This window comes from Geobacter metallireducens GS-15 (assembly GCF_000012925.1).
GTDB classification, from domain to species: domain Bacteria; phylum Desulfobacterota; class Desulfuromonadia; order Geobacterales; family Geobacteraceae; genus Geobacter; species Geobacter metallireducens.
In genome coordinates this window covers 1,068,214-1,081,667 of record NC_007517.1, presented here as the reverse complement: position 1 = coordinate 1,081,667, position 13,454 = coordinate 1,068,214, and the positions used below count along the sequence as shown (strand labels likewise).

Below are 13,454 nucleotides of genomic sequence, written 5' to 3'. Positions count from 1 at the left end.
AGAGTCCTTAACCGGTGGCTATTTCTTCGGCGCGGGCGGCTCTGGGTTCTTGACCGCCTTCAGGGCACAGGTGAGCTCGAACCGCTTGGCCTTCACGCCGCCGACCTCCGTTTGCTCGGACACGACGAGTTCCACGTTCGTGAAATCTTCGGATCTTTGGAGGTTGCGCATGAATGTGGCGATGAGATCCTCGTCGAGAGCAACCCCACCGATGCTGACGCTAGCTCCGCTCTCGGCATACTTGGTGATCCAGAGCTTATCGGGCGTAGCATCGCTCAGGGTCGCGAGTCTGCGGACGGGGCCGGTTTTCCCCTTGCGAAGCTGAGCGAGCACATCGAGCTTCTTCGTGACCTCATCTTTCAGCTTCTTGATGTTTTCCAGCTCGCCGATCTTGACCTTGAGCTGCTGAAGGTCGTTTTCAGCCTTGGAAATCTCTTCCTTGGTGGCTTTGATCTTTGCCTGGGCATAGACATAGAGGCCAAGGCCGGCAACGAGCACGAGAGCCGCCGAGACGCCGAGAATCGCCAGTTGCTGCCTGGCGGTCTCCTTCTTCTTCGACGTTCTGACCGGGAGCAGGTTGATTTTTACCATTTGTCCCCAACCCTCCTTGCGGCCAGCCCCAGGGCAACCGTGACGAGGGGCCCGATCTCCCGGAGATACTCAGGATCGAACTCCTTTTCGCTGCAGGTAATCTTCCTGAAGGGATTGAGCATCTCCACCGGCACGCCGAGCTTGTCCTGGATCGCATCGGCGAGCATGGCGGTTTTAGCCGCGCCGCCGCTCAGGTAGACCTTGCTCACCCTCCCCTCGCCGGCGGTCGTGTTGTAGAAATCCAGGGAGCGGCGCACCTCGATGGAGAGGGTTTCGTTGATTCGCGCCAGTACGCTCCGCAACTTCTCCTGGTCGGGGTGATCACCGGTCAGCTTGACCCGTTCCGCTTCGTCGCTGCTCAAGGCGAACTGTTTCTGAATCTCTTCGGTAAAGAGGTTCCCCCCCATCTGGACGTCGCGGGTGAAGAGCGAAATCCCCCCCCTGACGATATTGAGGTTGAGGATGCTGGCACCGATATTGATGAGGGCCACGACCTCCTCCGGCCCGCTTTCATAGTTGAGCTCAAAGGCGTTCTGCACCGCGAAGGAATCGACGTCGACAATGACGAGTTTGAACCCGCTCTCCGCGAAAACATTCACGTAGTCGTTGATGATTTCCTTCTTGCTGGCCACGAGGAGCACATTCATGCGGGTGGGATCGTCCTCGTCGGGCTCGAGAATCTGGAAATCGATATTGACGTCATTGATGTCAAAGGGAATGTACTGCTCGGCCTCCCACCGGATTTGATCCTCCAGTTCTTCGGGAGGCATGGCGGGAAGCTTGATCTTGCGTATGATCACCGTGTTGCCCGAAATAGAGCAGGCAGCTTCCTTGACCTTGACGGAAAGGCTCTTGCCGAGGTTCTTGACCGCATCGACGATGGCCGAGCTGTCCATGAGGGTATTGTCGACGATGGCCTCGGATGGCAGCGGCATCGTGCCGACATTCAGGAGCTGCCAAGCCCCCTTCTGCTCCCGGAGCTGCACGAGCTTCACGGAGCTGGAGCCTATGTCGATGCCGACGAGATCCTTTTTCTTGGAGAAAAACATAGGTGATTCCCGTTCACAAGGTTAGTCGAGAAAGACCGCTTCCTTCTCGGACAATGAAAAACCAAAGGCAAGAATGATCTTTCTCTTTGTCTCCATCCGGCACTCCTCACCGTGCTCGATCCTGTCGATGGTGGCCGGCGAGACCCCCGCAAGGCGCGCAAGCTCAGCCTTGCTCATGAGCCGTTCTTCTCTGATCTTTCTGACGTTGTTCTTGAATTTCATCGCCCAATCCCGCAAAGCCAGGTAGTTTACGGCGAAATGTACTGAAATTGAAATCAATGTCAAGGAATTAGTTAATATTAAATGAAGTTGAAACGAATTAAGCAAGATTGATACCGTAAACATTTCGATCGTTCTGGCAACGAAACTCCATGAATTGAAGCAAATGACTGACAATTTCCGTCCACTCCTTGCCGATATTTTGACAACCTGTATTTCTGGGTCCAAAAAAGAAATGCCGGGACCGAGCATCACGAATTGTGATATTTCGGCATCCCGGCTGTCTCAGAGAGACCCTGTAGGCTTTCCGTCCCACCCTCGCGGATGGTTTAGTATTGTCGATATCGGAGCTATTCTGTTTTTTCCAGGAACACTCGCGTATATGTCCTCTGGATTAACTAATCGGCCTGTACGTTCGTTTCTTGAGGGGAAAATTCCTCATTTCGAACTTTTTCTCGGGAGGGCTGCCGTACCGAGAGCTTTTAGGGCTACCCCGCGGTACTTGCCGAGCCTGTTGAACTGGTTATCCAGCTTTATCGACTCGGCAAGGTATCCCTTCCCCTCCACATCCCTGCCATGCCGGATAGCATACAACCCTTCCAGGAATAGGGCAAAAACCTTGTCCTTTGTCTCAAGCTCCCGGTGAAGCGCCTCTTCGCCGCGTAAATCACCACGCAGATCGTGAATATAGCCGAGGTAAAGGTAAATTTCCTTGAAAAAGGGAAATGTTACTGCCACATTTTGTCGCAGGTACTGCAATCCCTGGAACGCCGCATCGTATTCCTTCTTGTTGAGCTTCCGTTTCGCATCGAGAAAACGCTTAATGTTTTGAAGCTCCGTCACCCGTGACGGGAAAGGCTTTCCCAATATGCGGTACGTCATCCATCCCACGACGTTATAGGGCCATGTTGCGACAACATAAATCGACGCGGCCCCTAGTATTATGACAACCAGTACGGCAATCGTCCGCCCAGTTTTTCTTACAGGTTTGCCCATATTCAATACAGTGAATCTTCCCTTACTTTATTTCCAGCTCTGAGACGAAATAAGTCTTGTTCGGAAGCCTGTAGACGGTAGCTTTGACCGTGTCCCCCTTCTTCAGGGAAAATTTCGCCTGATTTGCCGGGGTGCCGTCGACATCACTCTCCTGGCAGATAATATAGAGCTTTTCCCGAAGAATAAAGCTTCCCGCGCCCCGCACCTCCATGACCACCCCTTCGTGAGCCTCCGGAGTCATGAGATCGGTGAAATTCACTCCTAGAGAGGAAAGTGTGGGGAGCCCCCGGTGAACGTCCTGTCCAGCCACGGCGAGATTGACACAGAACACAAGACTTGCCGCAACGACCATCAGGTAACGCATCAGAACACCTCTCGCCATGAAATGGGTATGATACCGGTCACGAAATTGAAAATCTCTTGTATTGGCTTCTGGTTGGCACTCCCATCTCCCCCGCCACCTCCCCCACCTGTGGGAGGCGAATCAGGGATGAGGTTTAACAGATTAATGACCCCGCCGCCGGCTCCGACAAAAGCCGTGGTTCCCGTCGGGCGGACGACCAGTACAGCCTCGGTGGGTATGCCGTTGCCGAGACTGTAACGCGAATAGAGGCCATTCAGGTAGCTTACGGCGTAAACCTTTGCCCCGCCACCGATATCACAGAGGGCATTATTGGGAAGGAAGGTATCGAACAGTACATACTTGTTGAAGAGGACCGGCGCAGCCAGCGACTTCTCGCCAGCAGCCGCTATGAGCCGAACATACCAGCCACTTGTTGTCAGGGGCAAGATAGAACTGCTTACCACACCTGTCTGATTGGTCAGGCTGTTTTCCGTAAGGGTGGCGAACACGCTCTGATCGGGGCTGGTGTCCTTCACCCCGTAAAGCCGGTCCACGGCATCCGTCGAACGGGGGTTGTCCCGGTCTCCAGTAGAGAAGTAAACATAGTTATGCCCCGACTGCAAGGCTATCTCGGGCTGATAGAAAATTTTCCGCCCCGAACTGCCGTCGGCTCCCGGGTTGGAGGCAAAGAGCTTGCGGATTCCCCAGTTATCGATGAGGTTGATGTCTTTCTGGGCATCAGTGGGGTCAGTACTGTTGGGCGACTTCCCAATCCGCCAAAGATTGCCCCCCAGGTCCCCCACATATATCCGGTCGACAATCCCATTGGAGTCCATGTCCACGGCGGCTACGTTACTGGGAATGGCATAGTTCATTCCATTGCTGGTTGTGTATTTGAAGCTGCTTATCAACTCACCGGTGAGCAGGTTGGCGATGAATACTCCGCGCCCCTTGGCGGCAGCGGCGACAGCCTTGGTGTTAGCCTGAGCCGAGTCGAAGCCGGCACCGAAGATAACGGCATCATAGGTGACTGGCACCCCGTTGCTGTCATTTTTCTTCACTTTGGCTATCAGCGGTTCTGACCAGGTCTGGCCGATTTCAGAGAAGCCGGTGGATGAACCGTTGATTCTCCAAAGAAATTGTGGCGACGCGGGATTGGTGACATCAAGGGCGTAGTAGTTGTCGCCTCCGGCCCGCTGCCCGAAGATGATGATCGCCTTGGTGATGACACCGGCCGAGTTCCGCAGTTGGTAGAGCTTTACGGAACCATCGACAAAATACGGGTGAGAGCTTCCCTCTTCAAAGAGCTTCAGGCGGGGAAGCGCGTCGGGAGGCACGAAGCCCCACTCTTCGCTTCCGTTCGCATCATTGATGCAGTGGAGCATCCCGTCGTTGGAGCCGAAGAAAATGTGCCGGTTCGGGTCGGTGGCCGTCGGTCCGTTGTAGTCCACCACCAGCGGCACGGAGTGGAGGATATCACCGAGAATGAAGTCCCGCTTTTCGGTCCAGTTCAGGTTGCCATTGTCATCATAGGCGTCCTGGCCGTGTATGTAGTTGATCAGGTCGTCGCGGGCTGCGGTGGCAGCGTTGGCTGCGTTGCTCTTGGCCGGATTGCCGAGTACGGCGGCCGTCAAGGCGGTGTTGGCGATCGTGAAGGCATTGGAGCTGTCCGTGAGGTTACTGTTGGTCCCGAGGTAGGTGTAGATGTTCCGGGCGGTAGACCGGCTCTTCAGCAGTGACGATACGCTCCAGTACGGAACGGCGGTGTCGAGCATGGCTCCCGATGAATCCGTGGCCTGGTTGCCAGCACTGTCGATGATCTGATTGGAACTGGACAGCCCGTATTTGTGGAGGTCGCCGACCCAGAACTTGGAGTAAGCCAGCGGCTTGAAGAACGCCAGATACATCTTGTCGCCGCTTGAGGTCCGGGTTATGGGAACGACCGGAGCGGTATAGGTCTGAAGCTTTTTGGCGATGTCGTCCAGGGCCATGAGGAGGCTGTGCTCCAACTCCGCGGCGTTGTTAGCGGTAAAGTACAGCCCCCCTCCGTTCTGGGCGGTTCTCTGCAGCAGGGGGCTGTCATGGGCGTAGCCGATGGTGTACGTCGTTACATTCTGGGTTCCCTGCAGGTCGGGACGAAGATCGTGGGTATAGAGATACTTGGCCACATCATCGAGAAACGTCTGGGGGACCGTGTCACTGTATGTATCGTCGGCGACCCAGACGTCGTTATTGAGGGGATCGGTGGTGGTAGTGCTGTGCATATTGTAGTCACCGTCCTGGTCCCATTTCTGCCCCCGGTTGGCGTCGGTGATTCCCGTCTGCCCGCGGTCGAGAAAATGGCCGATGATGGTTGTGTCGGTATCGTGGGTTGGTTCACCATCGGTGACGATGATGATGAAGGCTTTCTGGCACCAGTTATTAGAATTCCAGGGGCTGTACTGGCCGGTATAGGTGTCCTCGAAATACTTACCGGCATCGGTCAGCGCCTCTGCGAGAGGAGTCCAGGTGGTGGCGTTGATGGCGCTGATCTGGCCATGCATGGCGGTAATGGTGGCGCCAATTTTCGAGATGATGTTGCCGCCGTCCTCGGTGTTGAACTTCATGAACCCGAAATCGACGTCATTGTACATCAGATCGACCAGGTTATTGAGCACCCCCTTGGCCGTGCTCAGCTTGCTGGTGGTGGGCAACGCCTCGTAGTTGAGACGGTTGCCGGTCTTGAGCGCGGTGCTACTGTCGTCGATCCCGTCCTGACCAGCAACGTCAACGCCGCCATCCCGGTTTATCTGATCGGTAAAGACGCCAGTATACACCTGCCACTGGGTTGCCGTGCACTGCCCCTTCTTGTTTCGCGCCGTGCACGTATACTGGTAGACGGTGTCTTTCGTGTATGTTCCGGCATAGGCCGTGGCGTTGTCGTAGGGGACCGGGTCGCCCATGCTGCCGGAGTTGTCCATAATGATCATCACCATCGGCTTCATGGTGGCTCCGGCAGAATATATTTCGGTGTCATCGGCCCTGGCGATACCCGGGGCCGCAGCGAGATGGGCGATGGTGACCGGAACGGAAAGCATCCGCATGATCTTTTTAAAGAGCCTGCTCGTCAACATGGCTGCTACCTCCCTGCGTTTCGTGCGGAAATACAAAGTTCCGACCCGTTTAGGGTGCGAGACTGAATCCCTCAAACTCGACGATCTTTCGTGAAGTCCCGTTCTCGGCACGGGCAACGGTCCGGCTGCGATAGGGTTTCAGCACCAATGCTCCTCCACCGGCTGTGGGCGCCACATACCTGCTGCTGAAACCGCTGCCGACCAGAAGATTTGAGTCGACCCCCATCCCCGTCAGGTTCAGGAAGGTCACCTTCTGGTTCAGGGGTGCCGGCAGTTGGGCCTGCCCCTGCGCCGTGAGGTTGCCTGTGGAGGACGACGCGGGAAAACCGTTGCTCCCCATGTAGACGAATGTCCCCCGAACAAACTGGAGCCCCGCATCGGCAGCCACGAGAGTACGCTTGCTGACGGTGCTGGCCCCCGCTAGCACCGTTTCGACCATGGTAGTATTGAGCATCATGGTCATCATGGCCATGAGAACCGCAGCAAAGGTAATGACCGTCACCAGTGCCATGCCGGTCTGATCTCCCATGCGCATCAAGAACCACTTTTTTCGAGTTCCGCGGATGACCACTGAACTACCTCCCGTTCTTAGAGCCCGAAGTTTCGGGGGCTGACGGTTACCGAGTACGTACGCCTACGGTATCCGTCGGCCGCCCGCGCTATACCGTTACCAATTGTCGGAGGAGTTGTCGTGGAGTCAGGATCCCTGGCCTGGGATTTCAGGAGAATCTGAAGAGTAACTCTCATGGGGCGGGCCGGATCGACATTCCCCAGATTCACCGCTGAACCGTCATCGTCATAGACCCCGGATATCTGCAGGTCCTCTACGTTTGACGCGATGGGATCCGTTGTCCCGCCCGGCAGGAGATCCTGCCGCATCAACCCCGGGTTGGCAGGGTCCTTACTGACGTAATAGTTGTACGCCCGAGAACCTCTGGTCGACCCGGATGAAATTGCCGTCGAATAACGGATCTGGACAGCATCGGTACCGACACTACACGTTGCATCGTTGGCAAGGGCGTTGTCCGAGGCAGCCAGTCCCGTTGCCTTGCTCACCCCAAACCCGGCCATGCGGATGTCGCGCTCGAGCAGATCCATCACCATCTGACCGCTTATCTGCACATCACTTGTGGCGGACTGGACACTCGCCATCTTGTTCTGTACGATGAAAGTCGTCGTGGCCGCCATGATCACCAAAGCGGCAACAAACATGGTGACAAGGAGTTCGACAAGGGTAAATCCACGGCGACCGTTGAGGGATGATTGGCTCATAACGCCCCTCCTCACCGGGACCTGACGACTGAAAAATTCATGCCGTGCCTGCCGTTTTTGTCGGTCCACGTAGTGGACATATTAATAAAGGCCAAATTGCTGGTGAGATTGTTTACCTGCCACTTTGTGTTGTAACTGATGCCGTTGGAAACGGTCGTTATTGGCGTAAGCTGGCTGGCAAGGCTGGCGAAGGGAGTATTCATGAGGGCTTCGATCCGGGACTGGGCCGTTGCGGTGGCGACATACCGGTTATTGCTCCCCAAACTCCCCGACATCCCCGTGAACAGCATCGAAGCCGTCCCCAGCATCACCACGGATAGGATAGCAATGGCAATCAGTGCCTCAAGCAGGGAGAAACCTGCATTGCTTCGAAAAAATAAGCCATTATTCGCAACGGCCTTCATAGCGCCCTCATTTATAGGTGGAGGTTGAACTGTCCCACGAGGAAATTATCGGCCGGCCGGCGGCATTGACCGCGATCCTTCTCCCATCCGCCGGGTTGCGATTATCCTTGAGGTAGAAATTTCCCGTCGATGCAATTCCGCTGGGCTGAATGACCAGTTGGTTGCTGGTGAAGGTCCCTGAATCGGGAGCAGGGGCGTCGGCATTCAGGCTACCGAATGAAACGCCGGTGAAACCGCCCAAATCAATTGTCTTGAGAACCGTCCCGTTCTGGACAATTCGATAACCGTTTCCATTGGTCGGGAACTGCTCAAGGGTGCACGGAGCACCGTTGCGCAGGGCGCAGATGCGGGCACTCTGGATATCGCTGAACAGTAGGCGCGTTGCATCCTTGAGCCGATAGAGCGGGAGCTCACGCAGGTACATGACCGTCCCGATTCCGGCAAGGATGCCGATAATCGCAACGGTAACAATCAACTCGATGAGTGAGAATCCTCGGTTGTTGTGTGCTTTGGAAATCATCTCTGATCCTGTCTGTTCTGTGGTCGTTTACCAAGGGAAGCAAGCATAGTGCCAGACGATAAACCAGACCTTCTTCCCCCAAACCCCTTAATCTTAGCTGAGTTGAACAATACCTAGATTTGAACATGCCGGGAAAACAAACAAAAGGCTATGCAAATTTTGCATAGCCTTTCCAAGCATTTCCCGGGCGCGAAGGGCTAGATTTCCACCCACGCCCCTCCACGCCACTTGTAGACACCCAGATTAAATTCTTTGGAATTGACCGTTATCACCATGGCACTACCTGCCTGGCTCTGGAGGTAGACGGCGCCCCAATCTCCCGTGATGCCGGCATCGCAGACAAATCGGTTATCCCCGAAGCTTATGCCGTCCTCCGCCTTCGTCCGCCCTTTCAAGGGTCCGCGGCTGCCATAGCCGTACCTAACTCCCTCGGGAAGAGTCAATGTTCTGACAACCGACTCATCGCCGGTTCCCCATTCGTCATCAGGCCCCTTTCCGGAGACAAGCGTTGCCATGCATCTGTCGGGATCGAACAGGATTGCGCACGGTTTGTCCTGGATGCTCAGCAGCTTTGCATCCCGAATGAGGTCTCTGATCTCCCGGGCGACGGATTTGAGCCGGAAGTCACCGTAGAAACTGCTGAACGCCGGCACCGCAATGGCGCTCATGACGCTGATGATCGCCACCACAAGGATGAGTTCAAGAAGCGTGAAGCCTCTATCACATCCGACGTTCCCGCCATGACATGAGATGCGTGCTGGCACCATCCCCGGCACCTCCCCCATGGATAACATTAAAAAAGGCTGCGCAATAATTGCACAGCCCTCGTAAGATTACAACAATTTTATTAATACGTGCCAACATTATTCCATATCATACTCTTTCAGTTTGTAGAGCAAAGCACGGTGGCTGATTTCCAGGATCCGGGCCGCGTGGGTGCGGTTGCCGCCGGTCTTTTCGAGGGCGCGGCGTATGAACTCCCGCTCAAGCCGCTCCTCGGCCTTTTTGATGGAGAGATTGTCGTTGTCCGGGCCCACCATAGCCCACCCCGCGCCACCTCCCCGCAGCCCGTCCGGGAGCGCCCCGGGGCCGACAACATCACCGTCTCCCAGGATGAGGGCCCGCTCAATGCAGTTCTCCAACTCCCGCACGTTGCCGGGCCATGCGTACGCGGAAAGGAGCCGCAACGCCTCGGGAGACACCCGCGCTCCCGGCCTCCCAAGGGAAGTGCCGTGTTTATTAAGAAAATGGCCCGCGAGGAGCGGCACGTCCTCCAGCCGCTCCCGCAGGGGGGGAAGGGTGATGCTGACGACGTTAAGACGGAAGAAGAGATCCTCGCGGAAGTGCCCCTCGGCCACCTCCCGCTCCAGATCCCGGGATGTGGCCGAGATAACCCGCACGTCGACCTTTGAGAGGCGCTCGGCCCCCACGCGCCGCACCTCCCCCTCCTGGAGGACCCGCAACAGCTTCACCTGGAGCGAGGGGGGCATCTCGCCAATTTCGTCCAGGAAAAGGGTGCCGCCGTGGGCCTCCTCGAAGAGCCCGGTCCGGTCGGAGGCGGCGTCGGTGAAGGCGCCCCGCACGTGGCCGAAGAGCTCCGATTCCAGAAGGTGCTCGGGGATGGCGCCGCAGTTTACCGCCACAAAGGGAGCATCCCGGCGGCTCCCGTTGTGGTGAATGGCCCGGGCCACCAGTTCCTTGCCGGTGCCCGATTCGCCCAGGACGAGGACCGAAGTCTTCACGTCGCAGACCTTGCGGATGAGCTCGAAAATCTCCCGCATCCGAGGATTGCGGCTCACGATGGCGCCGAAGGAGTACTCCCGGGCAACCTCAGCCCGCAGCCGGCAGTTTTCCGTTTTGAGCCGCTCCCGCTCCTCGGCCTTCTTGAGCACCAGCAGGATCTCGTCGTTTTTGAAGGGCTTGGAAACGTAGTCGTAGGCCCCCTCCTTCATGCACTGGAGCGCCGTATCGATGGTGCCATAGGCGGACATCATGATGATGGTGCCACCTATCCCCGCCTCCTGGGCCCTGCGGAGGAAACCGAGCCCATCCAGGACCGGCATCCGGATATCGCAGATGATAAAGTCATAGGGATGCTCCCCCGCCATGGCGAGGGCCTGCTCACCGTCCGCCGCCTCGTCGGCATGGTAGCCGTTCTTGCGAAGCATGGCCCCAAGCATGTGCCGCAGGTTCTCCTCGTCGTCGATGACCAGCACCCGTTGTTTCATTGCTCCATTCCTTTGTCCGTCACGCTCCCGGCGACCGGGAGCCAGATGACAAACGTGGTCCCCTTCCCCACAGAGCTCTCCACGGTGATCCGCCCGTCGAAGGAATCGACGATGCGGGCCGAGATGGCAAGCCCGAGGCCGGTCCCCTTGCCGGGTTCCTTGGTGGTAAAGAACGGGTCGAAGATCCGCCCGAGTCTTTCCGGTGCAATGCCGCAGCCGGTGTCGGCCACCTCGATACGGACACAGGGGACCGGTTCACTCTCGGCGGCGAAGGATGCGCGGAACACGCCGTCGAAATCTTCCCTGCGGCGCCCGCTGACATGGAGAGACGAACCGGTGGTCTGAACGGGGGGAGTGAACCAGTCGGCACTGGTTCTGACGTCAAGTTTGCCGCCATCGGACATGGCGTCGCGGGCGTTTATGAACAGGTTGATGAGCACCTGCTGGAGCTGGAATGGGTCAACCACGATCGGGGGAAGCTCCCCGGCGGCGTCCACGGTCACTGCAATCCCCTTGAAGGCCCCCTGCAGTTCGAGCATCTCCAGGGTCGAGGCCACGAGAGCGACCACATCGACGGTCTCCGTGGTCCCCTCGGCGGGGCGGGCAAAATTGAGGAGGTCGCGTACGATCCGGTCGATCCGCTCCGCATCCCGTTCGATGCGGCGCAGGTAGTCGGCTTTTCGGGGGTCATCGGCCACCTCGTCCATGAGAAGCCCCGCATACCCCATAATTGACGTGAGGGGAGTGCCGATCTCGTGGGCTGTACCAGCAGCCAGAAGCCCCACCGATGCCAGTTTTTCGGAACGAAGCGCCTCTTCCCGGGCTTTCTGGAGCTCCCGGTTGGCCTGCTCCAGGGACCGGACATACCGGTCGGCCTCCTCCTGCTTGGCTCGCAGGGCATCGACCATGCCGTTGAATGATTCAGCCAATTCGGCGATCTCCCGTCCGCCCCCCACCGCGGCCCGATGGCTGTAGTCACCCTGACCGATGCGCTCGGTGGTTGCCAGAAGCCTGCGCACGGGAGCCACGATGAAGCGAGAGAGGAGGAACGAGCCAACCGCCAGAAGCAGGAGAAAATCAAGGACACAGTACGCCAAGAAGAGATGCCGCGACTGGGCCAAGAGCTTCTGCTCTCCCTTTAATGACAGCTCAAGTCGGACTGCCCCCACGGATCTCCCGTCGCGCACAAGGGGCGCATAACGGCGCAGTGTCCCGCGTCCCCCGGAAAACCGGGCTAACTCAGCGCCGGACGCGATGGTTTCGGCGAGCATCCCGTCGCCGAGGACTTCCGATCCCAGACTGTACAACACCGTGCCGTCGCGTCCTGACACCGTGAGCCCCACGAACTCCCCTTCCCGGGCGAACCGCTGTGCCAGGGTGCTGGCCGGAGACGACGCCACGGCCGCCGGGTCCCGGGGGACCAGGGCCGTGAAGGACGCGAGGAGAAGCCGCGCCTTGTCGCTTTTCTGCTGCAGGAGGTCGTTCTCGGCAGTCTTGAAGGAGATGAGGCTGAGGAGCACCCAGGTGAGGACCAGGATGAAGGAGAGGGACGAGAGGATCAGGAAGCTGAAGCTGAAGCGAAACTGCTTCACGAAGGCCTCCCTAGCGGGCGCCCAAAGTCAGGTACCAGGTGATGATCGTCTTGCCGAAGAAGATGTAGAGCACGGCCCCCGTCGCCAGGAACGGCCCGAAGGGAATGGCGAGCTTGGAGTCTTTTTTCTGGACGAGCATGAGGGTGACGCCGATCACCGATCCGATGAGGGACGAGGCGAAGATGATGAACGGCACGGAGCGCCAGCCAAGGAACGCCCCCATCATGGCCAGGAGCTTGATGTCGCCTCCCCCCATCCCTTCCTTCTTCGTCAGGAGCTCGTAGAGCCGCGCCACGGACAGAAGGCTTCCCCCGCCGGCCACGATGCCGATGAGGGAACTTTTCCAGCCAAGCCACGGGAGCGCGAAGGAGCAAGCAAAGCCCACCACGATCCCCGGCAGGCTGATGACGTCGGGGATGAGCTGGTGGTCCAGGTCGATGAAGGTGACGGCCACCAGGGCCGAGCAGAAGACGAAGAGGACCAGGAAGGTGGGAGACGGCCCGAACTTCAGGAAAAGGGCGAGGGTGAGGAGGCCGTTCAGCAACTCCACAAAGGGGTAGCGGGGCGAAATGGGGGCGCCGCAGTCGCGGCACTTCCCTCGCAGGATCAGCCAGCCGAGAATCGGGATGTTGTGCCACGGGCGGATTCTGGCACCACAGGCAGGGCAGCGGGATGGGGGAGAAACCACCGATTCCCCCGCCGGCAGCCGGTAAATGCAGACGTTGAGGAAGGAGCCGACCGCGGCGCCGAGGAGAAAAGAAAATAGTGCAAAAATAACCACTGGGGACATGAAATGATCCTGTAAGCAATCATGAAAACGGCAGTCATAATAACACGGAGCAACGGAGCAACGGAGATGTCAATGCTTAACCCAATAATTTGCCAGATCTTCTGTATGTGGTTGAAGACTGGAATGTTAAAGGGTTTTCCCTCAGATTTTACTCCGTTGCTCAGTTGCTTGTATGTTTCAGTAACCGGTTATATGTTCTCCAGAATTGGACACGACAGCTTGGTCGTTGCTTGGGCCAATTGAGCCCGTCACAGAGCGTAATGCGTCGTGTCCATCTTTCCTCAACCCGAACGGTTGCTTGGGCCGAAACGAGCCCGAATTTTCGCAAGAAAGGGAC

14 protein-coding genes and 1 riboswitch are annotated in these 13,454 nt (G+C 57.5%); all 14 genes read right to left on the bottom strand.

Going from position 1 to position 13,454, the window contains the following annotated elements:
* Positions 1 to 18 precede the first annotated feature (18 nt).
* Complete coding sequence (locus GMET_RS04865; protein WP_004514367.1) at positions 19 to 591, bottom strand: PilN domain-containing protein; 573 nt, start codon at positions 589 to 591, stop codon at positions 19 to 21.
* Entirely contained in the window at positions 585 to 1,640 is a 1,056-nt protein-coding gene (gene pilM, locus GMET_RS04860) for a type IV pilus biogenesis protein PilM (RefSeq protein ID WP_011365752.1), read from the bottom strand. Before pilM ends, GMET_RS04865 begins: the two co-directional genes overlap by 7 nt.
* A 21-nt stretch (positions 1,641 to 1,661) precedes the next feature.
* Complete coding sequence (locus tag GMET_RS04855; protein WP_004514364.1) at positions 1,662 to 1,862, bottom strand: helix-turn-helix transcriptional regulator; 201 nt, start codon at positions 1,860 to 1,862, stop codon at positions 1,662 to 1,664.
* Positions 1,863 to 2,126: 264 nt separating this feature from the next.
* Positions 2,127 to 2,203, bottom strand: a riboswitch (cyclic di-GMP riboswitch).
* Positions 2,204 to 2,297: 94 nt separating this feature from the next.
* A complete protein-coding gene (locus tag GMET_RS04850; RefSeq protein WP_004514363.1) occupies positions 2,298 to 2,855 on the bottom strand; it encodes a hypothetical protein in 558 nt (185 codons plus the stop codon).
* Positions 2,856 to 2,877: 22 nt separating this feature from the next.
* Positions 2,878 to 3,219, bottom strand: a complete 342-nt coding sequence (locus GMET_RS04845; RefSeq protein WP_004514362.1) for a hypothetical protein — start codon at positions 3,217 to 3,219, stop codon at positions 2,878 to 2,880.
* Positions 3,219 to 6,311 carry a pilus assembly protein gene (locus GMET_RS04840; RefSeq protein WP_011365750.1) on the bottom strand — a complete coding sequence of 1,031 codons (3,093 nt, stop codon included), beginning with the start codon at positions 6,309 to 6,311 and terminating at the stop codon, positions 3,219 to 3,221. Before GMET_RS04840 ends, GMET_RS04845 begins: the two co-directional genes overlap by 1 nt.
* Before the next feature lie 49 nt (positions 6,312 to 6,360).
* A complete protein-coding gene (locus GMET_RS04835) occupies positions 6,361 to 6,846 on the bottom strand; it encodes a hypothetical protein (protein WP_238378976.1) in 486 nt (161 codons plus the stop codon).
* Positions 6,847 to 6,899: 53 nt separating this feature from the next.
* Entirely contained in the window at positions 6,900 to 7,583 is a 684-nt protein-coding gene (locus tag GMET_RS04830; protein WP_004514359.1) for a prepilin-type N-terminal cleavage/methylation domain-containing protein, read from the bottom strand.
* An 11-nt stretch (positions 7,584 to 7,594) separates the two neighbouring features.
* Positions 7,595 to 7,987 carry a type IV pilus modification PilV family protein gene (locus GMET_RS04825; RefSeq protein ID WP_004514358.1) on the bottom strand — a complete coding sequence of 131 codons (393 nt, stop codon included), beginning with the start codon at positions 7,985 to 7,987 and terminating at the stop codon, positions 7,595 to 7,597.
* A 7-nt stretch (positions 7,988 to 7,994) separates the two neighbouring features.
* Complete coding sequence (locus tag GMET_RS04820) at positions 7,995 to 8,507, bottom strand: GspH/FimT family pseudopilin (RefSeq protein ID WP_004514357.1); 513 nt, start codon at positions 8,505 to 8,507, stop codon at positions 7,995 to 7,997.
* Positions 8,508 to 8,704: 197 nt separating this feature from the next.
* Positions 8,705 to 9,274 (bottom strand): pilus assembly FimT family protein, encoded by a 570-nt coding sequence (locus GMET_RS04815; protein ID WP_004514356.1) that lies wholly within the window; start codon positions 9,272 to 9,274, stop codon positions 8,705 to 8,707.
* Between the two features lie 96 nt (positions 9,275 to 9,370).
* Positions 9,371 to 10,735, bottom strand: coding sequence for a sigma-54-dependent transcriptional regulator (locus GMET_RS04810; RefSeq protein WP_004514355.1), 1,365 nt, complete (start codon positions 10,733 to 10,735; stop codon positions 9,371 to 9,373).
* On the bottom strand, positions 10,732 to 12,327 hold the full coding sequence (locus GMET_RS04805; RefSeq protein WP_004514354.1) for a sensor histidine kinase: 1,596 nt from the start codon (positions 12,325 to 12,327) through the stop codon (positions 10,732 to 10,734). Before GMET_RS04805 ends, GMET_RS04810 begins: the two co-directional genes overlap by 4 nt.
* Before the next feature lie 10 nt (positions 12,328 to 12,337).
* On the bottom strand, positions 12,338 to 13,117 hold the full coding sequence (locus GMET_RS04800; protein ID WP_004514353.1) for a prepilin peptidase: 780 nt from the start codon (positions 13,115 to 13,117) through the stop codon (positions 12,338 to 12,340).
* Positions 13,118 to 13,454 lie beyond the last annotated feature (337 nt).